At 39.1% G+C, this 22,652-nt stretch carries 20 protein-coding genes and 2 pseudogenes; 12 read left to right on the top strand and 10 right to left on the bottom strand.

Annotated features, from left to right (window positions below):
* Window positions 1–326 precede the first annotated feature (326 nt).
* Window positions 327–2,927 (top strand): phosphoenolpyruvate synthase, encoded by a 2,601-nt coding sequence (gene ppsA / locus MY9_RS10320; RefSeq protein ID WP_014664217.1) that lies wholly within the window; start codon window positions 327–329, stop codon window positions 2,925–2,927.
* 410 nt (window positions 2,928–3,337) lie between these two features.
* Here the strand turns inward: ppsA and MY9_RS10315 are convergent, their stop codons facing one another.
* Window positions 3,338–3,601, bottom strand: a complete 264-nt coding sequence (locus tag MY9_RS10315) for a hypothetical protein (protein WP_014664216.1) — start codon at window positions 3,599–3,601, stop codon at window positions 3,338–3,340.
* Between the two features lie 370 nt (window positions 3,602–3,971).
* Between MY9_RS10315 and MY9_RS10305 the strand changes: the two genes are divergently transcribed.
* Window positions 3,972–4,337 (top strand): DUF3221 domain-containing protein, encoded by a 366-nt coding sequence (locus MY9_RS10305; RefSeq protein ID WP_041521357.1) that lies wholly within the window; start codon window positions 3,972–3,974, stop codon window positions 4,335–4,337.
* Window positions 4,338–4,570: 233 nt separating this feature from the next.
* On the opposite strand, the pseudogene MY9_RS21135 reads toward MY9_RS10305, so the two are convergent.
* Window positions 4,571–4,735, bottom strand: a pseudogene (locus MY9_RS21135) (class A beta-lactamase); the annotation flags it as partial.
* A gap of 326 nt (window positions 4,736–5,061) precedes the next feature.
* Between MY9_RS21135 and MY9_RS10300 the strand changes: the two are divergent.
* Window positions 5,062–5,493 carry a hypothetical protein gene (locus MY9_RS10300; protein WP_041521356.1) on the top strand — a complete coding sequence of 144 codons (432 nt, stop codon included), beginning with the start codon at window positions 5,062–5,064 and terminating at the stop codon, window positions 5,491–5,493.
* A gap of 166 nt (window positions 5,494–5,659) precedes the next feature.
* Here the strand turns inward: MY9_RS10300 and MY9_RS10295 are convergent, their stop codons facing one another.
* Window positions 5,660–6,538, bottom strand: a complete 879-nt coding sequence (locus tag MY9_RS10295; RefSeq protein WP_014664211.1) for a DMT family transporter — start codon at window positions 6,536–6,538, stop codon at window positions 5,660–5,662.
* A gap of 100 nt (window positions 6,539–6,638) precedes the next feature.
* Here MY9_RS10295 and MY9_RS10290 point away from each other — a divergent pair, with 100 nt between their 5' ends.
* Window positions 6,639–7,511, top strand: a complete 873-nt coding sequence (locus MY9_RS10290) for a LysR family transcriptional regulator (RefSeq protein WP_014664210.1) — start codon at window positions 6,639–6,641, stop codon at window positions 7,509–7,511.
* 127 nt (window positions 7,512–7,638) lie between these two features.
* Here the strand turns inward: MY9_RS10290 and MY9_RS10285 are convergent, their stop codons facing one another.
* The 3 genes and pseudogenes from MY9_RS10285 to MY9_RS10275 all read right to left on the bottom strand — a co-directional run bounded on the left by MY9_RS10285 (window position 7,639) and on the right by MY9_RS10275 (window position 9,291).
* Window positions 7,639–8,436 carry a DUF817 domain-containing protein gene (locus MY9_RS10285; protein ID WP_014664209.1) on the bottom strand — a complete coding sequence of 266 codons (798 nt, stop codon included), beginning with the start codon at window positions 8,434–8,436 and terminating at the stop codon, window positions 7,639–7,641.
* Between the two features lie 105 nt (window positions 8,437–8,541).
* Window positions 8,542–8,798, bottom strand: a pseudogene (locus MY9_RS10280) (helix-turn-helix domain-containing protein).
* A 10-nt stretch (window positions 8,799–8,808) separates the two neighbouring features.
* Complete coding sequence (locus MY9_RS10275; RefSeq protein WP_014664207.1) at window positions 8,809–9,291, bottom strand: DUF2975 domain-containing protein; 483 nt, start codon at window positions 9,289–9,291, stop codon at window positions 8,809–8,811.
* A gap of 334 nt (window positions 9,292–9,625) precedes the next feature.
* Between MY9_RS10275 and MY9_RS10270 the strand changes: the two genes are divergently transcribed.
* Both MY9_RS10270 and MY9_RS10265 read left to right on the top strand, forming a co-directional pair.
* Entirely contained in the window at window positions 9,626–10,537 is a 912-nt protein-coding gene (locus MY9_RS10270) for a VanW family protein (RefSeq protein ID WP_014664206.1), read from the top strand.
* Between the two features lie 85 nt (window positions 10,538–10,622).
* Complete coding sequence (locus MY9_RS10265) at window positions 10,623–11,117, top strand: hypothetical protein (protein ID WP_014664205.1); 495 nt, start codon at window positions 10,623–10,625, stop codon at window positions 11,115–11,117.
* A 349-nt stretch (window positions 11,118–11,466) separates the two neighbouring features.
* Here the strand turns inward: MY9_RS10265 and MY9_RS10260 are convergent, their stop codons facing one another.
* Window positions 11,467–11,826, bottom strand: a complete 360-nt coding sequence (locus MY9_RS10260; RefSeq protein WP_014664204.1) for a hypothetical protein — start codon at window positions 11,824–11,826, stop codon at window positions 11,467–11,469.
* Window positions 11,827–12,159: 333 nt separating this feature from the next.
* On the opposite strand from MY9_RS10260, the gene MY9_RS10255 reads away from it, so the two are divergent.
* The 3 genes from MY9_RS10255 (at window position 12,160) to oxdD (ending at window position 14,872) form a co-directional block, all read left to right on the top strand.
* Window positions 12,160–12,921 carry a GNAT family N-acetyltransferase gene (locus MY9_RS10255; RefSeq protein ID WP_014664203.1) on the top strand — a complete coding sequence of 254 codons (762 nt, stop codon included), beginning with the start codon at window positions 12,160–12,162 and terminating at the stop codon, window positions 12,919–12,921.
* A gap of 161 nt (window positions 12,922–13,082) precedes the next feature.
* Entirely contained in the window at window positions 13,083–13,571 is a 489-nt protein-coding gene (locus tag MY9_RS10250; RefSeq protein WP_014664202.1) for a YdhH/YoaO family protein, read from the top strand.
* Between the two features lie 122 nt (window positions 13,572–13,693).
* Window positions 13,694–14,872: an oxalate decarboxylase gene (oxdD, locus tag MY9_RS10245; RefSeq protein WP_014664201.1), complete on the top strand. Its 1,179-nt coding sequence runs from the start codon at window positions 13,694–13,696 to the stop codon at window positions 14,870–14,872.
* A 499-nt stretch (window positions 14,873–15,371) separates the two neighbouring features.
* Here oxdD and MY9_RS10240 read toward each other — a convergent pair whose 3' ends face one another.
* Complete coding sequence (locus MY9_RS10240; RefSeq protein ID WP_014664199.1) at window positions 15,372–16,052, bottom strand: SOS response-associated peptidase; 681 nt, start codon at window positions 16,050–16,052, stop codon at window positions 15,372–15,374.
* Window positions 16,053–16,283: 231 nt separating this feature from the next.
* On the bottom strand, window positions 16,284–17,321 hold the full coding sequence (locus MY9_RS10235) for a polysaccharide lyase family 1 protein (protein ID WP_014664197.1): 1,038 nt from the start codon (window positions 17,319–17,321) through the stop codon (window positions 16,284–16,286).
* 172 nt (window positions 17,322–17,493) lie between these two features.
* Here MY9_RS10235 and MY9_RS10230 point away from each other — a divergent pair, with 172 nt between their 5' ends.
* Together MY9_RS10230 and exlX are read left to right on the top strand one after the other, a co-directional pair.
* Window positions 17,494–18,171, top strand: a complete 678-nt coding sequence (locus tag MY9_RS10230; RefSeq protein WP_014664196.1) for a YoaK family protein — start codon at window positions 17,494–17,496, stop codon at window positions 18,169–18,171.
* 270 nt (window positions 18,172–18,441) lie between these two features.
* Window positions 18,442–19,140: an expansin ExlX gene (exlX, locus tag MY9_RS10225; protein ID WP_014664195.1), complete on the top strand. Its 699-nt coding sequence runs from the start codon at window positions 18,442–18,444 to the stop codon at window positions 19,138–19,140.
* 37 nt (window positions 19,141–19,177) lie between these two features.
* Here exlX and hpaB read toward each other — a convergent pair whose 3' ends face one another.
* Window positions 19,178–20,629, bottom strand: a complete 1,452-nt coding sequence (hpaB, locus tag MY9_RS10220; RefSeq protein ID WP_014664194.1) for a 4-hydroxyphenylacetate 3-monooxygenase, oxygenase component — start codon at window positions 20,627–20,629, stop codon at window positions 19,178–19,180.
* 306 nt (window positions 20,630–20,935) lie between these two features.
* Here hpaB and MY9_RS10215 point away from each other — a divergent pair, with 306 nt between their 5' ends.
* Window positions 20,936–22,621 (top strand): methyl-accepting chemotaxis protein, encoded by a 1,686-nt coding sequence (locus tag MY9_RS10215; RefSeq protein WP_014664193.1) that lies wholly within the window; start codon window positions 20,936–20,938, stop codon window positions 22,619–22,621.
* Window positions 22,622–22,652: the final 31 nt, after the last annotated feature.

Below are 22,652 nucleotides of genomic sequence, written 5' to 3'. Positions count from 1 at the left end.
ATAAGACAGTCTTTGACTGATAAAGTTTATAGGATCGAAACTTATGACTCGAAGTTTCTTACACAAAAAATAAGTCTAATTTATGAATGGGGGACTAAAAGAACAAAGTTGGAACCAAGTTTTTTTATGTGACTACTAGTCGCGGAAATTAAGAAAGAACCTGGTGAAATTGGCCAGGTTCTTTTTATATTGCACAAAAACAGACACGGTGATATAATCACACTACGTGCGCTTCCTAGTTAAAAAGTCATAGTTATCCATCTTATAATTTTATTATATCCTACTGGGAAGCTCTTGTCAATATTTTTTTGAAGGGGAGATGTAGAATGAGTTCTTTCGTTCTCGGTTTACACGAAATTGAAAAAACACAGCATTCGCTCGTTGGAGGAAAAGGAATAAATTTAGGAGAATTATTAAAAATTCAAGGAATACAAGTACCAGAAGGATTTTGTGTTACAACAAGAGGATTCCAAAAAGCCATTGAACAAAACGAAACGTTACATGCGATGTTGGATCAATTGGCCATGCTAAAAGTTGATGACCGAGATCAAATTGGTAACATCAGCCGGAAGATTCGGCAAATCATTATGGAAGTAGATATTCCTTCCGATGTTGTGAAAGCAGTGGCTCACTATCTCTCCCAGTTCGGTGAGGAACATGCCTATGCCGTGCGTTCAAGTGCGACTGCTGAAGATTTACCACATGCCTCTTTTGCCGGTCAACAAGATACCTACTTAAATATTATCGGCGTCGATGCAATCTTGCAGCATATCAGCAAATGCTGGGCTTCCCTATTTACGGATCGAGCGGTAATCTACCGCATGCAAAATGGATTCGACCACAGCCAAGTCTATTTATCCGTTATCGTTCAAAGGATGGTTTTCCCTCAGGCTTCGGGGATTTTATTTACCGCTGATCCGATTACCTCTAACCGAAAGGTGTTATCCATCGATGCTGGCTTTGGACTTGGTGAAGCTCTGGTCTCCGGCTTGGTATCTGCCGATTGTTATAAAGTACAGGATGGGCAAATCGTCGATAAGAGAATAGCAACTAAAAAAATAGCTATCTATGGACGGAAAGAAGGCGGAACAGAAACACAGCAAATCGAGCCTGATCAGCAAAAGGCTCAAACGCTGACTGATGAACAAATTTTACAGCTTGCACGCATCGGAAGACAGATCGAAGCTCATTTCGGCCAGCCGCAAGATATCGAATGGTGTTTGGTCCGAGATACTTTTTATATTGTACAGAGTCGTCCAATCACTACTTTATTCCCCATCCCTGAAGCGAGTGACCAAGAAAATCACGTCTATATTTCTGTAGGTCATCAACAAATGATGACGGATCCCATAAAACCACTGGGATTGTCTTTTTTTCTGTTGACGACTGCTGCACCCATGCGGAAAGCCGGTGGAAGGCTATTTGTTGATGTCACACATCAACTGGCATCCTCTGACAGCAGAGAAGTTTTCTTAAAAGGCATGGGACAGCACGATCAGCTCTTAAAAGACGCACTTATGACTCTAATAAAGCGACGAGATTTCATAAAATCGATACCAAATGATAAAACAGCACCAAATCCCACCAGAGGCAATGCAGATTTGCCAGCTCAAGTTGAAAACGATCCGACAATCGTGTCAGATTTAATTGAGAGCAGTCAAACATCAATAGAAGAGTTAAAACAAAACATCCAAACGAAATCAGGATCAAATTTATTTCGTTTTATTCTGGAAGATATCCAGGAATTAAAGAAGATTTTATTTAACCCAAAAAGTTCGGTTCTGATTCGATCTGCTATGAATGCTTCATTATGGATTAACGAAAAAATGAACGAGTGGTTAGGTGAAAAAAACGCAGCAGATACGCTTTCTCAATCTGTGCCCCATAATATTACGTCAGAAATGGGTCTTGCACTATTAAACGTCGCAGATGTGATTCGTCCTTATCCAGAGGTAATTGCTTATTTACAGGATGTCAAAGATGATCACTTTTTGGATGAGTTGGTTAAGTTTGAAAATGGACAGGAAATTCAAGACGCGATCTATGCTTATCTGAACAAATACGGAATGCGATGTGCCGGAGAGATTGATATTACAAGAACTCGATGGAGCGAAAAACCAACTACACTTGTCCCGATGATTCTTAATAATATCAAAAATTTTGAGCCTAATGCCGGCCAGCGGAAATTTGAGCAAGGGCGAGAGGAGGCTTTAAAGAAAGAACAAGAGTTATTAGATCGCTTAAAGCAATTGCCCGATGGTGAACAAAAAGCCAAAGAAACCAAACGGATGATCGACATCATCCGGAATTTCAGCGGGTTCAGGGAATATCCAAAATACGGAATGGTTAATCGCTATTTTGTTTATAAGCAGGCTTTACTGAAAGAAGCCGAAAAACTCGTAGAAATGGGCGTTATTCATGAAAAAGAAGATATATACTATCTTACTTTTGAGGAACTTCACGAAGTCGTACGCACAAATAAACTTGATGATCAAATCATCAGCAAACGAAAAGACGAGTACACATTATATGAAAAACTTTCTCCACCACGTGTTATCACGTCTGATGGTGAGATCATTACAGGCGAATACAAGCGAGAGAATCTCCCAGCCGGAGCAATTGCAGGTCTCCCTGTTTCCTCGGGAGTGATAGAGGGGCGAGCACGTGTCATCTTAAACATGGAAGATGCAGATCTAGAAGATGGAGATATATTAGTCACCTCCTTTACTGACCCAAGCTGGACACCATTGTTTGTATCCATAAAAGGCCTGGTCACCGAAGTTGGTGGACTGATGACCCATGGAGCTGTTATAGCGCGCGAATATGGCTTGCCTGCAGTTGTTGGCGTTGAAAATGCTACGCAACTGATAAAAGATGGGCAACAGATTCGCGTTCATGGTACAGAAGGCTACATTGAAATACGATAATGGCTGATGAGTGTAGCGAGCTATCAGATATTTTTCCATGTTCTCAGAAGCTGTAAGCTGATGGAATAGCATTTGTACCAAGAAAAGCCGGAACCTCTTAGAGGAGATCCGGCTTTTTATTTTAAATCGGTGTAGTGTGAGAAAGCCGATTTTGCGGGCGACAACTTTTTAAAGTGAATTTTTTTATTATCAGCATTTAAACTGAGCTTACTTTTTGTTCGTGTCGAAAATAAAGAACGGCTTTAAAGGAAATTGAACAACAGTGAATCAATCGTATTATATTGAGAATATTGAGATCCGGAAAAGAAGAGAACCAGAGAGGTTGATATTGTATTTGATAGAAGACTACATAGAAAGAAACACCTTGCTTAAAACAAGAGAAAAAGGAGCTAAAAAGCTCCTTTATAAGGTTAAACAACTTTTGTATAAATAGCCATGTAAAACCCGATTGAGTAATCAAAATAATGACGTGTAAGCGTATAAGTATAACCGTTATATTCTATTGTCGGCTGGAAGTTCATTGGCCGAGGACTAATGCGGTATATAGTGTCGTAATCATATTCTTCATTTTTTACTGCAACTTCAGGCGAATTTTCAGCAGCCAATGCGGGAACCGCGGATATGAGCATGCCAAAGGATAAAACAGAACCCAATAAGATTTTCTTAATGTTCAATTATACCAACTCCTTTTACAATTAATACATATATTGTGTAACGATTGGAAGTCGTTTTAGAAGTGAATAATGGATCATAAAATGTGAAAATTTTGATTTTAATGGGAGTCGTGATGTAAACGACAGTAATGATAAGTATATTTATGCTGGACTCCACAAAGAAGGAGCCTTCAAGTTTAAAAGCGTAAAAGAGTAAGGGGATAATGTCGAAGGCAACCACATATAAACATTTGAGAAAGAACAAAAAGAAGTTTGAGGAATTGGAGAATGGCGTATGCTGCTGTTATGAATTGCAAAAAGAAGTAGATGGGTTGGGTGATCCTGTTGTTTATTTTAAAGATCAAAAGAGGTTTAAAGAGGAGGGAGAAAGGTGCCTAAAATCGGAGTAAGCTTGATAGTGCTCATGATTTTCCTTGCTGGCTGCAATAAAAATGAACAAAACGGAGACGAAACAATGATGCAGAGCCTAGTCGGCTATGTCGGGTTTAAAGACAATAATAGGGCAATTCTCATTACTGATACGGAAGCCCTAGCGAAAGAAGATTATAATCTTTCGGAAGAACAACTGATGAACAAGTTTAAAAATAAGATAGTCATAGTGGGATTAAGTGAGATTGATAGCACAGCTGATCTCAAAAGAGGTGAAAAAGTAAAAGTGTGGTTCCATACACGAAAAGAGTCAAATCCACCAAGTGCAACGATACAGCAATATAAATTATTACAAAAAAATAATTGAATTCTCATATAGATAACCTCTGATGGTCTGTTCAAACTTTACTTGGTTTCATAAATGAAAACTTGCCATTCATGTTAACGATTCGTGTTTGTGGTGTTATAAGATACTTAAAAAAAGAGGTATTAGTGAGAATATGAAAAAACCGTTCATTAAAAATGAACGGTGGGGTTTAAAAAAGTAATGTCTTTTATCCTTTATGGCAAAAGGATAAAGCAATTCGCAATATTGTGCTTTTATTTGAGATCGTTAAGGACGACTTTAGCTGCCTTAGCAATAAGAGCATTATCATAATTTGCATCTTTCGTAAACCGCTTTGATAGGATTGCCAAAACAATAGGAGCTCTGTTAGGCGGCCAAACGATAGCAATGTCATTTCGTGTCCCGTAACTTCCGGCTCCTAATTCAAATGATTTTGTATTGCCTTCTAATTAACCTCGCAAAAGCAGATATAAAAATAATATTTTTCCAATGAAATGTTTCCCATGACAGTTAGTGTAACAAACCCCTTTAAAGTTTCAGATTTTAACATCAGGAAAGACTTCAGATGACATATCAAATTAAATATAAAAGATTCACTGGCTCTTAAAAAGGAAATAGATTCGGATGAAAACTGTTCTCTTTAAGGCTCATTTCATGGTGCTAAAGATTCATTTGAAGAAGGCGGTCTTGATCAGAAAAGATCCTTCCAATATATTGAAGTAAAAAGATATCGGGAGGAACTCTTTTGAAAAAGATGTTGATGCTAGCTTTCATATTTCTTTTGGCTTTGACTATTCATATTAGGGAAGCTTCGGCAGTTATAGTGAAAGATGAGGAGAAAGTGAGCTTTACAATGACAGAAAATGAAAAATGGTTTATGAAATCTGATGATTTAAATCCAAACCATTGGACGTCTTACTTTGGATACAGATTCACCATTTTCGATACTGAAGGATGTACAATTAACGCAAGAATCATGCGAATGACTTTGTCTGGATACGAGATAACCGTTAGTGAAAAAAACTTCTCAGGGGATCATTATGATTTTAGTGCAACTGATCGAGTTGAGGCGATGCCTTATAAGACTCATTATTTGATTTTAACAAAAGATCCAGATTGCGGAGATGTTAAAGTAAAAGGTCTATACGGTTTTCAGTTTAATCAGCCGGAATGGTAATAAAAAAGAATTTTGGCAACCTAAACGCCAATAAAAAAAGCTAATGTCTCACATGCAGATATTAGCTTTTTTTATTGTTTAATAGGCTGCCGGCAGGATTTTAAAAGACAGCCGTCTCCTGTCACACGAGGCACAAATCGTAAAAAAAAGTGTACCCTCTGTCCATTCACACTTTTCGTCGTGAAAATGTAAATGTATTCATAAAGATGCCGCAGCATATCAGCAGTGCGCCGAGGATAATGTTGATGGTGATCTGTTCGTGCAATTGCAGCCATCCAAAAAATAGGGCCAATACGGGAACAAACATTAATGCCATGGATGCTTTTGACGCTTCGATTTGATTGAGCACCCAAAACCATACGACAAAGGTAAAGCCGGTGGAAAGCAAGCCATTAAACACCAATGACCATACCGCCTGATATGTCCACTCGGCTGAAGGGACCGGCTCAAATATAAAGGAAAACACCAATAACATGACGGCCCCCATCATAAGTTGCCAGGCATTCATATGAATAACATCGATATGCTTGAATTGTAGCTTACTGAACACATTCGCGATTCCCCAGCTAAGCGCTGCCGCAAGGACGCACAGCTCTCCAAATAAAGCGCTTTGATCGATAGCAAGTATTTCCTTTCCAAATATAAATAACAGTCCGAAGAAACCGCATATCAGTCCGATCGTTTTATACGCATTCATTTTCTCATTTAATGTAAAATGGCTGAGCACCGTAACAAATATAGGCATCGTATATACCAAAACAGAGGTTTTTCCTGAATCGACAAACTGCATTCCATACGTTAAGATCCCCATATAACCCAGCCCCATCAGCAGGCTCATGATGATATAGCTTTTGAGATGTTCTTTTTGAATTGAAAGCTTTTTTCTTTGAATGAAGAGAATGAGAAATAATGGAACCGCTCCGATGAACAGGCGCAAAGCCGAAAATAAAAGCGGGGGGATGTCATGAATTCCTACTTTCATTGCAACCCAAGTATAACCCCAAATAAATGTGACAGATAAGATTCCCAGCATGACTTTTACCATGATGAAGCCGCCTTTCTTGTTTAAATATCGTGCTGGTTTCTATCATATGTTACATTTGTATATAACTGAAATACATTTTTATTATCGGAGGTATAACCAAATGGTTATGAACATGAACCATCTTCACATATTTGTAAAAGTCGGGGAGAAATTGAATATTACAGAAGCGGCAAAAGAATTGTTCATCTCTCAGCCGGCGGTAAGCAAAGCGATAAAAAACCTGGAGAGCTCGCTGCAGCTCAAATTATTGATCAGGGATAAACATCATGGTTTAATGCTGACTGACGTCGGAAAAGAAATTTTGCTGCTGGCGAGGCAAATGAAGGGAATTGAAAGCAAAATATATCAAATAGCCAACCGGGAAAACAAGCTGTTAAACGGGAAGGTGAAAATTGGTTCATTTCCTGCAGTTTCAACAAATACCATGCCCCAGGCGATTGCGGCATTCAGATCAAACTACCCGTTGATCCGCATCGAATTGATCGAGGGGACCTCTGACCAAATAAAAGGATGGGTTGAGGATCGGACGGTTGATATTGGAATCGCAGCATCTCCATTTGAACCATTTGAAAATCAGCTATTGTGTAACGACTATATGGTGGCCGTCATCCCGCCGCAGCGTGATGAATTAAAACAGGAAAAGCATGTCAACCTTGAAACATATCAAGATGACCTCATTTTCTGTAAAGGCGGTCATGAAATCGCGATGTCAAACGCATTTTCGCAATACAACATCGAATTAAAGGAAAACTTGACTGTGCAAAATGCCGAAACCTTGATTAATATGGTCAAAAACAACTTGGGCATAGGCATTATTTCAAACTTTACACTTTCATCCGTCCCGCATCAATTAAGTAAAAAGGACATTTTTCCTAGGATCACACGCGATATCGGCGTCATCGCACATTCATTTGAAGAGATAACGCCGGCGGCGCATGAGTTTGTCAAGTCGTTGAAAGCAGTCGTAATCTGAATCAGTTCTCGTGGTGCGACGAAGTTTGAAGAAGATGGATACCCGCAGGCAGAGTGACAAAAAAGAAAAGCAACACATTTGAACGTTGCTTTTCTTTTTAGCTGGAGTCTTGTATGCCAGCAGACTGTTAACCTAAAAAAGATTCACCCCTCTCTGCCTTTGTGGGACTCTGCTCCTTAACTTGTTTTAACGATGCTACTATAAGAAAGCTAACAATCACCAGCAAGAGCCATGAACTTACCTTTCCAAGGTGTACAAGACTCCATGTATCGATTTGGTTTGGATATTTCCAAGCCCCAAAAAACGTAGCGATATTTTCCGCTATCCATATAAAAAATCCGATGAGTACAAAAGAAAGTGCGAGCGGCATACGGTAACGAGCTCCATTCACCTCGTATGTAACCCATGTTTGCCAAAAGACAATGAGGACAAGTCCAGATAACCACCATCGAATATCAATCGAAAAATGATGGATGAAAAAATTCAAATAAATCGCAGCGGCAAGCGGAACAACCGCAAAAAAAGGCGGCCACTTAACCAATTCAACCTTAAGCCTTCTCCATGCCTGGCACAAATAACTGGCTACACTTGCGTACATAAAGCCGCTATACAAAGGTACTCCAAATATTTTGGAGTATCCTTCTTCTGGATAAGACCAAGAGCCCATATGGACTTTAAAAAGTTCCAGAGCAAGCCCGATAAGGTGGAACAATGTGATCACTTTTAATTCATCCCGAGTTTCAAGACCAGAACGCACCATCCACAATTGCATGAGGACGCAGATCATGAGAAGCCAGTCGTACCGCGGCAAGAAGGGTAGTGGGATCGTTTGTGTAATAGCCAAAGAGGCAAAAATAACGACAGGAAACAAACATGAAAGCGCTTGTTCCCAGCCGAAATGAACGATTTGTTTTAAAGCTCTCATGTTATATGCGCCCTCCAAAGGAGTATTCTTCGTGTATGTAAGGGACGCTTAGTATAGGAGCTGGATGGATATAAGGTTATGTCCATAGGCTCACCGCCAATCACTTTATTTTTCTGTTGATGCCACATATTTGCTTTTTACGACTCCTTTGTGTCTTCATCACTTCGGTATTCCAATATATCTCCGGGCTGACATTCTAAAGCCTTGCAAATCGCTTCTAAAGTTGATAATCGAATGGCCTTTGCTTTTCCGTTTTTCAATATCGAAAGATTAGCCATAGTGATGCCAACTCTCTCCGAAAGCTCTGTTACGCTCATTTTTCTTTTAGCAAGCATCACATCAATGTTAATAATAATTGCCATAGTCATCACCTCAGACCGTTAAGTCATTTTCTGATTTTATATCAATCGCTTCTTTTAATAGTTTTTGCAGAACAGCAGCAAAGACCGCGATGACCATTGAAGCAAAAATAATAACCAATCCGATGACTATGATACCCGGGGCGTCGTCTATATCGGCTATCAGATAAAAGACAGGCATACCTGCTGCATAAAAGATACTGATAGTGACCGCACAGTATTTTATATTCTTCAAAGCCCTTACTGACAATCCCGAGAAAGCTTTATTCTTGTCAATATAGCTTAAAAGTTTGAACGCTTGATAAAGAGCAAAGTAAAAAGGAATCGCCGTTACATACAAATAGATGAAAACGAAATATTTCATATAAACGATATTTGGAAGTAATTCTGCTGAATAGTTGGCTATCTTAGGCACTAAAAAAATGCATAAAGCAAGAATTGGAATTCCAATAAAAATAACAGCTATTTTTAAAAAGAGTGTTGACATTCGATTCATAACGCACCTCATTTGTTTGTTGTCTATTTGAATGTAACAAAAAATTTATCGTTTCTCAATAAAAAAATATTGAAATGGACTAATTTGTTGTTGTTATGGGAAACCCTTTTTCATTTTTGAGCAAGACAAAAAAGCATCCCACATCACTGAGATGCTCTGCTATTTTAAACTTGGCGAGTGAATGAACCGTATACTTCAGTGGGCTCAAGGGATCGGTGTGAACAATTAAAGTGATAGCATTTATGAACATCTAAAGATTCAAACAAACGATGGGAAGAAATACATCAAAGGAGAAGCTGCTGTTCATACTAATGATCGGGAGGTAAAGCCACTTATGATACAAATTTTGATCACTGGTCTTTTTTTATTGGCTCAGCCGAGTGGGCCGGATGACAGCTTAACGGTTACACAGCAAGGACGGACAATTGCCACTGTTCACCGTGAAGACTTTACAATGCCTCTTCCCGGCACTCCAATGGTCGACGATGAAAAATACAGTAAATTTATCAAACAGCTTGATCAGAAAGTGTACCGGGAGCCGATAAACGCTGTCCTTAACGATCATGGAAGCATCGTCCCGGGCAGGGTTGGCTACAAACTGTATCAACAGGCTTTTAAGGAAAAGTTTTATGCGTATTTTTATGGCCATGGCCCTTCCAAGGTAGAAGTGCCGGAAATGAACATTTATCCGAAGGTTGACAGCGAGCTGCTTTCTCACATCAGTACGCAGCGGCTTGGTCAGTACGTGACTTATTTTAATTCAAGCAATAAAAGCCGCTCACACAATATTTCTCTTTCTGCAAAAGCCATTGACAATCACGTTGTTTTCCCTAATGAGACGTTTTCGTTTAACCAAGTTGTAGGCATGAGAACTCGGGACAAAGGATATAAAAGTGCGCCCATTATTGTAAAAGGGGAGTTGTCTGAAGGTGTAGGAGGGGGAATTTGCCAGGTGTCCTCAACACTTTTCAATGCAGTCGACCAGGCAGGGCTGCAGGTCGTTCAGCGCTATTCTCATACTAGAAGCGTGCCATACGTTCCACCCGGACGGGATGCTACGGTCAGTTGGGGAGGCCCTGATTTTCGTTTTCAAAACCAATATAACCAGCCAATCTTAATTCGGGCAAAAAGGTATGGGGGAAGTATGATTGTTACGCTATACTCTTCTGATGTGATCAACAACAAGTTGAGAAAAATCCCAAAAGCTCCATCTCGGATACCGAAAGAAATAAATGCTGAGCAGTAAATACACAACCGTAGTTAAGGCTATGGCTTAAGAGAGCTCAATTTTTTAAGGGATCGCCAGTGAAAAGAAAGGAGGGACAAATGAAATGAAAAGGGTATTCTTTTCCGTATGTGCGGTAATAGTAGTTGGATTTGCTTTTTGCCAATCAAAAGCGCACGCTCTGACTTTTACGGTGTTGCCTATTACACAAAAAACAGACCAGTGGTCAGTAAAAGTAAGTGAAGCAAAAAATGCAAAAGAATTTGCGGAATCTCAAAAAGGAGAATATCAAGTATATTCCTTGGAAGTCAAAAATGTAGGAGAAAAAGCAGCTGCTGTAGATGTGCAATTGTATAGAAATGATCCTGATTCAATCACACGGTTTTCGCTTTTTGGATGCCCTGATGAAAACTGTGACAAACCAGAAGATCATAAAATGTTAGCTAAAAGTTTAAACGATGGCTCACCGCTGAAGTTCAATCATTTTATGCTGGCAGATAAGGCCTCCGAATTAGAGGTTGTCATTATTTGGACGCAAGAGGGACAAGAAGGGAGAAATTTAAAACAGACCTTTAAATTCACTGAGGATGGCGTTAATTAGGCAAAAAACTTGTCAGTCATCGATATGAAAAGTCATATCTCTTAGATAGATAAGATTAACCAGCATTGAGCATACCGCAGAGAAAGGGGAGAGGAATACGAATATGGTGTGGTTTTGATGATGAAGCCAGTACAATGCCAGAGAAAAAAATGACAGTTGGAAAGCCAATCACAGTATCACTATAGTGAAGAACCAGAGGAGGCTCCGAACGAAGTGAAATGTTTGTTCATGCATAAAGTCATTGAATTCGAATAGAGAAAGCGTGGAAATGAACAAGCGGTTGAATCACTGCTCTGCATTTTAGCTTGAAATGTATGGTTACCCCTCTGAAAAACAAAAAATACTCCACTTAATCATTAAAGCCGGTCATTTCAAAATTTTCTATGTCAAGATTTAGGTTTTTTAATTGTTCCAGCAAAACGTCGAATTTTAAGCAACCACCATTTTTCAATTCTTCTGGAATATCTTCCGGATTAGCAATTTCCATCCCGCTCTCAATCCATTGTTTGCGATACAATTGAAATGCAGCCTCAATTAAATGATCAGGAGTTACAATAAAACCTAATCTCACATCATGATCCTCACTGTAGCCAAATTCAAAACCGCAACATGGACAAATGTCAAACGTTTTTTGATATTCTCCTTTATACAAAGGATTTTGAAGTAATCCTTTGTATCCACAAATTAAACAAGAATAACATTTTTCCACTAAGTTTAATCCTCCTTTAACTGTTATTTGCTTTTGCTGTCACGTAACAAATATTACTTCAAATAATAAACTTCTTATACTATATATTTATAGTATAATACCCGATATTTGTATTATTTTTCCATTTCGTAAAGCGAGAGGAGTGCATCTAAGCCTTGAAGATGAACACACTTGCAATTTGAAATGGGTGATAGAGAAATCAAGATAAAATCTCAATATAAGAAGGTTTTTTTTATTAATTGGCAAAATAGAAGATATGAAAAGTATTTGAGTTGGGACGGGTAAAATGAGTTGAATTCCAAGTAATTGTGTTAAAGGAGGGGAAAAGAGGAGATGCGCTACATTGAAATCACAAAGGACAATATTGAAGACAATCATATTTGCTGCGCATTAGGCGCGAAACAATATGAGCATGCAGTTCATGAAAAGAAGAGATGGCTCAAAGCTCGAATGGATGAAGGATTGGTGTTTTATCGCTTACATGAACGGGCAAAAGTCTTTATTGAATATCTACCTGCGAATGAGGCATGGGTGCCTATCAATGCGCCTAATTTTATGTATATTAATTGTTTGTGGGTATCTGGCACATATAAAAATAACGGCCATGCGAAACGATTATTGGACAAATGTATAGCAGATGCGAAAGTCCGCGGCATGGATGGCATTATCCATATCGCAGGCAAGAAAAAACGTCCCTATTTAAGTGATAAGCGTTTCTTTGAGCATATGGGGTTTACTCTACAAGATGAAGCTGACCCTTATTTTCAATTAATGGCTTTAACTTGGAATGGCCTTGCAGCTTCTCCTGCATTTAAGGACCAGGTGAAAAGTGATTCCGTCAATGAAAAGGGGATTACCATATACTATACAGCTCAGTGCCCGTTTGCAGTGGGCATGATAAATGATTTGCGGGAATTGACTGAAAAGAAAGGGGTTCAATTTCAGTCAATTCATTTATCTTCAAAAGAAGAGGCACAAAAGTCACCAGCTATTTGGACAACTTTTAGCGTTTTTTTTGATGGGAGATTTGTGACTCATGAGATTATGAGTGTAAATAAATTTGAAAAGTTACTTATTAAACTCTTGTTAGCTTGATTTTTAAAAATATAAGCCCATTCTAAAACTATGTAAGGCGTGATATACGTTTAAATTTTGTCTCTGAAAGAGCTTTAATTTAAATTCGAAGTTTTTTATTTTCTTTTCAGTAACATTTTGATCATGTTTTCCTACTAAAGAATCAGGAAAGTGGGGAAAACATGATAAAAAAGAACAACTTTAAGAAATGGCTATTGATCATTGCTGGATTCTTGATCATCTGCGTCATCGCATTATTTGTAATGGTGCCAGGAAACAAAGTGAAATATGAGGGCAGCGGGAAAAGCGGACTGTGGATGTCTAACCTTGAAAAATCAGACAAAACTTCAATTGGACCTAATTACTTTCTGAATTTGTATTGGCAGGGGAGTAAGAAAGATGAGAAAAGAACTGTTGTTGAAAGAATTACTCTTTATGTAGATGGCGAAAAATATCAAGATGATCACATAGATGAGTACGACTTATCAGAATACACAGGTGAAGAAATGCCAGGTGGGGGACGTATGGAGGACCATATCGCCACCTTTGATTATATGCCTGAAGATGAAGTGATAGGACATGATGTATTAGTGAAGGTAGAGTGGAAGACAGGCCAGAAAAAACAGACAGAAGAAATCAAATTACATAAGAAGCCATGGTATAAACAATAGCTTATTTGATGTATTTGTGATCACATTTGTGGTCACTTTATTATTTGCGGATTCCTAGGCACAGCAATCTAAGACTCTGCATAGGCTGAAATAAAATCTTGTTCATTTCTAAAAAGAGGTGCATGCTGTTGGAACAACAACCAATCAATCATGAAGACAGAAACGTGCCGCAGCCTATTCGAAGTGATGGAGCTGGAGCTATCGATGCAGGCCCGCGAAATATGATGCGAGATATTCAAAATCCGAATATACTTGTTCCTCCTGTTACAGATGAAGGTATGATTCCTAACTTGAGATTTTCATTCTCAGACGCTCCCATGAAATTAGATCATGGCGGCTGGTCAAGAGAAATCACCGTCAGACAGCTTCCGATTTCGACTGCGATTGCAGGGGTAAACATGAGCTTAACTGCGGGAGGTGTCCGCGAGCTTCATTGGCATAAGCAAGCGGAGTGGGCTTATATGCTTTTGGGACGGGCACGTATCACCGCTGTTGACCAAGACGGACGAAATTTCATTGCTGATGTTGGCCCCGGCGACCTTTGGTACTTCCCGGCAGGAATTCCGCATTCCATACAGGGATTAGAACACTGCGAATTTCTGCTCGTTTTCGATGATGGAAACTTTTCTGAGTTTTCAACGTTAACCATTTCTGATTGGCTTGCACACACCCCAAAAGATGTTCTCTCTGCGAATTTTGGTGTGCCGGAGAATGCTTTCAACTCTCTTCCTTCAGAGCAAGTCTATATTTACCAAGGGAATGTGCCGGGATCAGTCGAAAGTGAAGACATTCAGTCACCATATGGAAAAGTACCCATGACCTTTAAACACGAGTTGCTAAATCAACCCCCAATTCAAATGCCAGGGGGGAGCGTACGAATTGTGGATTCTTCTAACTTCCCGATTTCAAAAACGATAGCCGCTGCACTTGTTCAGATTGAGCCTGGCGCGATGAGAGAGCTTCATTGGCACCCTAATAGCGATGAGTGGCAGTATTATCTAACAGGGCAGGGACGCATGACAGTATTTATCGGGAATGGGACTGCCCGCACATTTGACTATAGAGCAGGTGACGTTGGATACGTGCCTTCTAATGCTGGACACTATATACAAAACACTGGTACAGAAACCTTATGGTTTTTAGAAATGTTCAAAAGTGACCGCTATGCAGATGTGTCACTCAATCAATGGATGGCATTGACCCCTAAAGAATTAGTGCAAAGCAACTTAAATGTTGGATCAGTCATGCTTGATTCTCTGCGTAAGAAGAAAGTGCCTGTTGTAAAATATCCAGGCACGTAAAGACTGAACCGATCACACAGTGGTCTTAAAGTAACTAGAGCTAGGTGTCGGCCTGCGTTTTTATTTAATCCCTATGTATGCGTTATGTAGGGGTTTTCTGCTTGAATCGTATTGTAATGAGCTTTAAACTGTTTAGGTATTACACTGGATAGACAAAGAAAGAAGACCTTAATGTAAGATAAAAAAATTTAATTCTTAGGAGGAAAGGATATGGATTTACCTATATGGGCGTATATCATATTTGCAATCACAGGTGCGGCAGGTTTTATCAGTTTAATGTGGTTCAGTTTTTTTGCTGACAAAATTGAAAAGTGAAATTTTATAAGCGATGTAAATTCTTTTTACATCATTGGATTAACATTAAGTTTACATAATGATATTATTTAAAACTGAAAAATAATAACTAATTGATCTGTGTACTAAATATTCATTGAAACAAAAATAGATTGGCCCTAAGGAACAAAGCCATTTTGCAAGTTCTTACTATAGAGCGCAATCACTACAGACTCTGTACATCAAGAAGCTCAGATGAATTATTTTTAGGTGAGTTTACTAATGATGAAACCCGGTATGCTTCCATGTCATCAGCTTCATAAGGCACAAGCAAGCTTTGCAGATATTCAGGGTTTGTATTGTGAGGATTTAGCCATTCCTTTTCAAAATCACGGGCCAATATAACCGGCATCCGGTCGTGTATATCTTTCATGAGCTCATTAGGCTCAGTTGTTATGATGGTGCAGGTATAAAGAGGGTCTCCTTGATGTGTGTTCCACTTTTCATATAAGCCAGCAAACGCAAAAAGAGCAGATGATTTCAATTTGATCCGCAATGGGATTTTGGTTTTGGAATCAAACCGTTTCCATTCATAAAAACTGTCGGCAGGGATGATGCAGCGTTTGCTGACAAGCGGTCTTTTAAAAGCCGGTTTCTCGGTTATTGTTTCGGCTCGAGCATTGATCATTTTATAACCGATCTTTTCATCTTTTGCCCAAGGAGGAATAAGCCCCCATCTAAGCTTGCCTAAGCGATTATTGGATCCATCATTGATGATCGCAAGAATGTTTTGTGATGGTGCGATATTATAGCTCGGCTGGTATTCATCTTTAGGAAAAAATTGATCGATGTCAAACTGGTCAATAATATCATCAAATGCAGAGAATAAAGTAAACCTGCCGCACATGTCCATCATCCTTTTTAGGGGTTTTTGAATAGTGTGTGGGACGAACGTTCATTTCATACAGGACCAGACAATGATTTCTTTTTACTTGCGATAAACTGGTATAATAAGAAAGACAGTAAAGAAGTTATTGTGAAAAAGAAATAATGCTTTTTGGTTTGACCAAGGATCGTTTAAAAATCGCGTTTAAGAACAAAAAGAGGCACGGCGTTTTTTACGCAGGCCTCTTTTATATCAGTAGCCAAATACCAGAGTTGTACTTTGTGATCCGGCATATTTCGTGACAAATTCTTTTGTATACTCCGGTGTTTGAACGCGATAACTGTAATTTGTCCCCGGATTCCATGAAGTCAAAGGGGAGGTTTGCTTGTTGAGTGAAGGGTAGCTGCCTATATCCTTGAAATAACCGGTGCCCTTGTCGTCAAGGATTCCGCCTTTTTCACTGCCTTTCCCAAAGTAATTATATTCGGAATATATTTTTGCTTTTGTGGCAATCGTAATCGCCTGGTTAAAATTGTTGCTGTAATTGTTTTTAACATGAAAGTATCCGTATCTCATCAGACCCGGGCCTCTAACATACAGGTTCTCAAAATAATTATTTGCGATTGTCATGTGCGGGTAGCCGTCATATTGATGCTGAGAATCATCTGGGTATCCTAAAATCAAACCGTATTTATGATTCGCAAATTTTGAGTTGCTGATCGTGATATAATCTGCTGATTTACCGATATACAGGAGTTTGTCCAAATCACTCCCGCTTGCACTATAGCTGTGGCCTGAGAATGTGACGTGATCTATCCAATAGTTCATGCCGGAGTCTAAATAAAGCTGGATATCATTATTTCCGTTAATCTGCGGACTGTGTTCAAACGTTAAATTTTGAAAAATGACATTTCCAGAAGCTGAAGAAGTTGTTAAATAAATATTTTTCAGCGTTTTTTTCGCGTAAGAGCCCACGAGTGTTTTATTTGAGCCAACGGTAACTGTTGTTTTCGCAGATGCGGAAAGATCATTTTGGAGCACTAAAATTTTTGGTGTGGATCCTCCTAGATGGGTTTTTAAATCATTTACGCTTTGAATGTAAACAATCTGCCCGTTTTTCCCACCCGTTGTGCCCGCTTTGGAAATGCCTCTTTCATTTTTAGCATTTCCGGCAAATCCTAAAAGGCCATTTGTCGAGGTATTCGGAAAATCGACTGCGCCTAACGCTTTATCAGGCAAGAGAACCAATAACAAACCAAACACGGCGAACCATAAACAAAATCGTTTCATTACAATATACTTCCTTTCAATTTTAATCATTTCCTTGCGGAGATTATTATTACAGTTAATGGAAAGGAATGATAGGTTCTATCTTCCCAATTAACGCTTGGTTACTTAAAAAATACAGATTGCGCCAAAAGACATACTAACAATTGAAATAGAAGAAAGGATTGATACAACGTTGACTGCAGCCGCTTATCGAAACACCTTGCTATCATTTTTATGTTTAACAGCTGGAATCGTGGATGTAATTGGGTATTTAAGCTTGGGACATGTGTTCACAGCTAATATGACTGGAAACATTGTATTATTGGGATTAGCTATCGGCAAATCCCTTCAGGTCACTGTTTTCAATTCCTTAACTGCGCTCATTGGATTTATATGCGGCGTGATCATTGCAACACTGATTGTCGGAAAGGCGGAAAATACCCTTTGGCCTGCTGCTGTAACAAAAGCCCTTGCACTTGAAGCATTCATTTTATTTGTCTTTGCTTGTCTTTCTTTTTACCGGGCTTTTGTTCCTGTGCACATTTTGATTATACTCATGAGCATTTCCATGGGGATTCAAACGATAGCAGCCAAAAAACTGGGGATCGCAGGTATTTCTTCAACTGTATTGACCGGAACACTCGCTTCTCTATTAGAGGATATATCCGGCCGTTTGTTTTTTAAGAAGCAAAAGAAGACTTTCTTAAGAGATACTGTGTTAAGAGCACTGGCTATTATTTTATATTGTGTGGGAGCTATTATTGTTGCTCTGGCTGAGCCTGATTTTAATCACTTCATTATTTGGGTGCCGATTGTGCTGATCTTTGGCATTATGATGACAGCTAAGTTGAAACTAAGCGGGGAAAAATAGCTTTTCCTGCATAGCTGTTATCAGGCCAACAGCCTGTCTCATTTCGTGATTGTTATGTGAATTTTGTGAGGTGAAAATAAGAAATTCGGCTGATGTGCACATTCGTTCATTCGAATTGCTTTTTTCATAAGTACGCTTCATTAGATATATGAATGATAGTGAATTCGCCTTAAAATCAACTATGAATCTATTTCCTCTTTCAAACCAGTTGGATTGAGTCTTATAATGATAATGATTCTCATTTGAAGTCTGGTTTGAGGAGGACCAAGTATGAAAAAGATCATGAGTGCATTTGTTGGTATGGTTTTATTGACGATCCTCTGTTTTTCCCCGCAAGCTTCGGCAGCATATGACGACCTGCATGAAGGATATGCAACGTATACAGGGTCAGGTTATTCAGGAGGAGCTTTCCTGTTGGATCCCATTCCTTCCGATATGGAGATTACTGCAATAAATCCAGCGGATCTCAATTACGGAGGAGTAAAAGCAGCTCTTGCCGGCTCTTATTTGGAAGTTGAAGGGCCAAAAGGGAAAACAATCGTTTATGTTACTGATCTATATCCCGAAGGTGCTCGGGGAGCTCTCGATCTGTCACCTAATGCCTTCCGTAAAATCGGGAATATGAAAGATGGAAAAATCAATATTAAATGGCGTGTTGTCAAAGCTCCAATCACCGGAAATTTCACGTACCGGGTCAAAGAAGGCAGCAGCAGGTGGTGGGCGGCAATTCAAGTCAGAAACCACAGATATCCTGTTATGAAAATGGAATATGAAAAAGATGGCAAGTGGATTAACATGGAAAAAATGGATTATAACCATTTTGTCAGTACGAATTTAGGGACAGGCTCTCTCAAAGTCAGAATAACTGACATTCGCGGGAAAGTCGTGAAAGACACCCTTCCAAAGCTTCCTGAAAGCGGAACGTCCAATGCATATACAGTGCCAGGGCATGTACAGTTTCCTAAATAAAAAATACGAAACAGCGGATCTTTTTCCGCTGTTTTTTTCATTGTTCTACATCTGCTTGTAAAAATGCTTTTATGATGTTCAACTGCCCCTGCTTTGGATAGCTGGTATACAGCCTGCTTGAAATCCGAATAGGATCTCCGAAAAAGTATCTTTCGTAATGGGTTTGTCTTGTTCCGAATGAGCTCATTGTTAAATCCCATGCCAATCGGAAAATTTTCACCCGTTCTTCAGCATTTGTATTGGTTGCTTGAAGATATTGGTCAAGATCTTCCCGTATCTCTGAATCAAATGCATTTTCAGTAGGCAGTGTCACCATTCCGCTAGCTCCAATTAATTGTATGATTTCAGTAAATCGAGGATATAGCTTAGGAATAATCGTACTGATGACTTGAAGAGGAATTAAACTAGGGCGCATATAGCCGAATTCATCTAATTGAGCGTCATTTTCCGACTTGTCAATGAGCGCTTTGATTGTTTCCAATCCCACAATGATTTCAGAGAGCTTTTCTTGTATGTGCTGATATTCGGAAACATTAATGGTGTCAACCAGAAGCTGTGCAACGCCTAATAGAAATTCAATTTTTATCATTTGCCTAATGACAACCTGGTGAAAGGTAAAAGCATGAAATGAGCTTTTTGTCATAAATTCTTTAGCTGCTTCCACATTATCGTAAAAAAACACACGATTCCATGGCACTAACACATGATCAAAAACTACAATTGAATCCATCTCTTCATACCTTGAGCTTAAGGGGTGATTAAAGGCAGAGTCGCTTAACACAAATGATTCTCTTGTGATGAATTTGACGCCTTTTGTATTAGAAGGGAGTGAAAAAGCATAAGCTTCATCTGTTTCAAAGAAAAGTTTAGGCGCTGAAAAAACCAATATTTCATCAGTCAACCCGCCTTGTGTTGCAAGCAGACGCGCGCCATGAATGATTAAACCTTTTTCGGTTCTATCAATGACTTTAGCAGATATCGGTTTTTCACTTAGCCCGAAATAGGACTGTGACCGGTTCACTTGCGGGGTAATGAATGTATGGGTAAAAGAAAGGTCATGCTTAGCAGCTTGTTTATACATATCTAGTATATGTTCAGGAAAGCAATTCTCTTTATCTTTTAGAAGCTCTGCTGACGAAGCAAAGCTCATCATAACCGTATTCATGTAATCCGGACTTCTCCCCATCATTCCGTGAGTGTGTCTAGCCCAATGTTCAATCATGTTTCTTCTTTTTTTCAAATCATTCTTGGTCTTAGGCTGGAGATAGGAAAGGCCGATTCGATCATGATCTCCAGGAAGGCAATAAGTCATTTCGTTTATTAACTCATCCTTTGTTTGCAGTTCATAAAGCGAGCTTTTTGTTTTGAGTATTCCTTTAAATGCCGGATGATCAGAAATGTTACCCTTTATTTTTTTGCCATCATACCATATTTCGTTTTCTAGTTTGTTCAATCGGTCAATGAATTCTTTGCCATTGATGATCCCCATTTTAGTGTATCGCTCCTTAAATGTATGCTGCGTATTGTCATTATATTTTCGAGAAAACAGCCTGTTCAGCCAATTTGAGATGGGAAAAGCCTTTTTTAGAAAAACAAATAAGAGTGACTTACATACCGTAAAGGTTTTTCTGTAAGTTCAGAGACGTCAAAACACTTGCTTATTTATGTGAAAGCATCACTATAAAACTTGATAACACGTGTCGATATTATGGGCATAAGCGTAAACGAATTGGATTCATACGCTTGAATATATTTTATTTCAGCCATTACTTCGTGGAGAAAGGGAAAACGACACATGAAAGTGAAAACAAAATTGCTGGGGATTATATCAATACTAGTTGTTTCAATCATTGGAATTGGGGGCTCCTCAGTTTTTATGATTTCTTCTATTGTGAAAAAGAATGAAGAACTTAAAGACAAAATGGAATTCCAAAAAGAGATGAAACACATTCAGTATGAATTGACCGGGTTATCAAATGATGAAAGAGGCTTCTTGATTACTGGAGACAAAGAATATGACGAAGGCATGAAGGAAAAATCAGACGATGTCTTAAAGAGCCTTGATCGGGTTAATGACTTGATTGATGAAGAGAAGTATCAATCCAATATTGAAGACATTAAGACAAGTTTTACTCAGTATAGAGCTTTGAATCAGCAAGTATTAACAGCCTACTCTTCAGATCCGAAAAAAGCAGAAACCATCCATTTTGGAGAAGAAAGAACACTAAGAAAAGAAGTCGTAGATCCGGCTGTCAATAAGCTGTCTGATCGCCTGGATCAAGAGGTAGAGGATCTAAAGGATGAAATACGGGGCAATGGGAAAATGAGTCAATGGCTCATCATCACTGTCACAGGAATATCAGTAATATTAGGCATTGTTCTAAGCATAATGCTGTTAAAGTCCATTATGGTGCCACTAAGAAGTATAAATAAGCAGCTAGAAGAAATTGCCCACGGTGAGGCTGATTTAACCAAAAAAGTCATAGTGAAAAATAAAGATGAATTTGGCCAGCTTGCCCAATCTTTTAATGCTTTTACTCATTCATTATCGCAAATTGTGAAGCAAATCAGCAGTTCATCTGAACAAGTCGCCGCTTCCTCCGAAGAATTATCGGCAAGCGCAGAAGAATCAAAATCAACATCTGAACATATTTCCCAATCCATGCAGATGGCTGCAGACAGCAATGTGAAGCAAAGCTCAATGACAGAAAAGAGCGCAGAATCCATCACTGAATTATTAGACAGTATATCATCTGTTGCTTCAAATACAGGGAACATAGCGGATCTTTCTTCTTCGATGAGAGACAAGGCTGAAATAGGATCTAAATCAGTTAACAAGATGTTAGATCAGATGAAATTTATTGATAAATCCGTAGATTCAGCCGGGAATGGATTACAGGCATTGGTAGCGAGCACAGCAGAAATCAGTGATATTTCCTCGCTTATCACAACAATTTCCGAGCAGACCAATTTGTTGGCCCTAAATGCAGCGATCGAGGCGGCCAGAGCGGGAGAGCAAGGAAAAGGATTTGCTGTGGTGGCTGAAGAAGTTCGGAAATTAGCGGACGAAACAAATAAATCAGCAAACCACATTCAATCGGTGGTAGCGACCATCCAAAACGAATCGATAGAAACGGTAAATAATATTAAGGTTGTTCAAGAAAATGTGACCTCAGGTATTGTTCTTTCTCAAGAAACAACAGGAAATTTCAATGAAATCCTGAACCTGGTGGAACAGGTCACTTCTCAAATACAAGAAGTCGCAGCAGCAACTCAACAGCTTACTTCAGGCGTTGAAGTGATTCAGCACACAGTTCATACACTGGCCGCTGGAACAAAAGAAACGTCAGCAAATACAGAAGCGGTTGCAAAATCATCACAGGAACAGCTACATTCAATGGAGGAAATCTCCTATGCTGCAGAATCTTTATCTCAGTTGGCGGAAGAACTTCAATCCGTCATTAACCGTTTTAAATATTAATCAGATTACTAAAGCGCAAAACCCCATCTCA

Origin of the sequence: Bacillus sp. JS (genome assembly GCF_000259365.1) — a bacterium.
Lineage (GTDB): Bacteria > Bacillota > Bacilli > Bacillales > Bacillaceae > Bacillus > Bacillus stercoris.
Note: the sequence above shows the minus strand (reverse complement) of the source record. Positions and strands in the feature narration are given on the sequence as shown.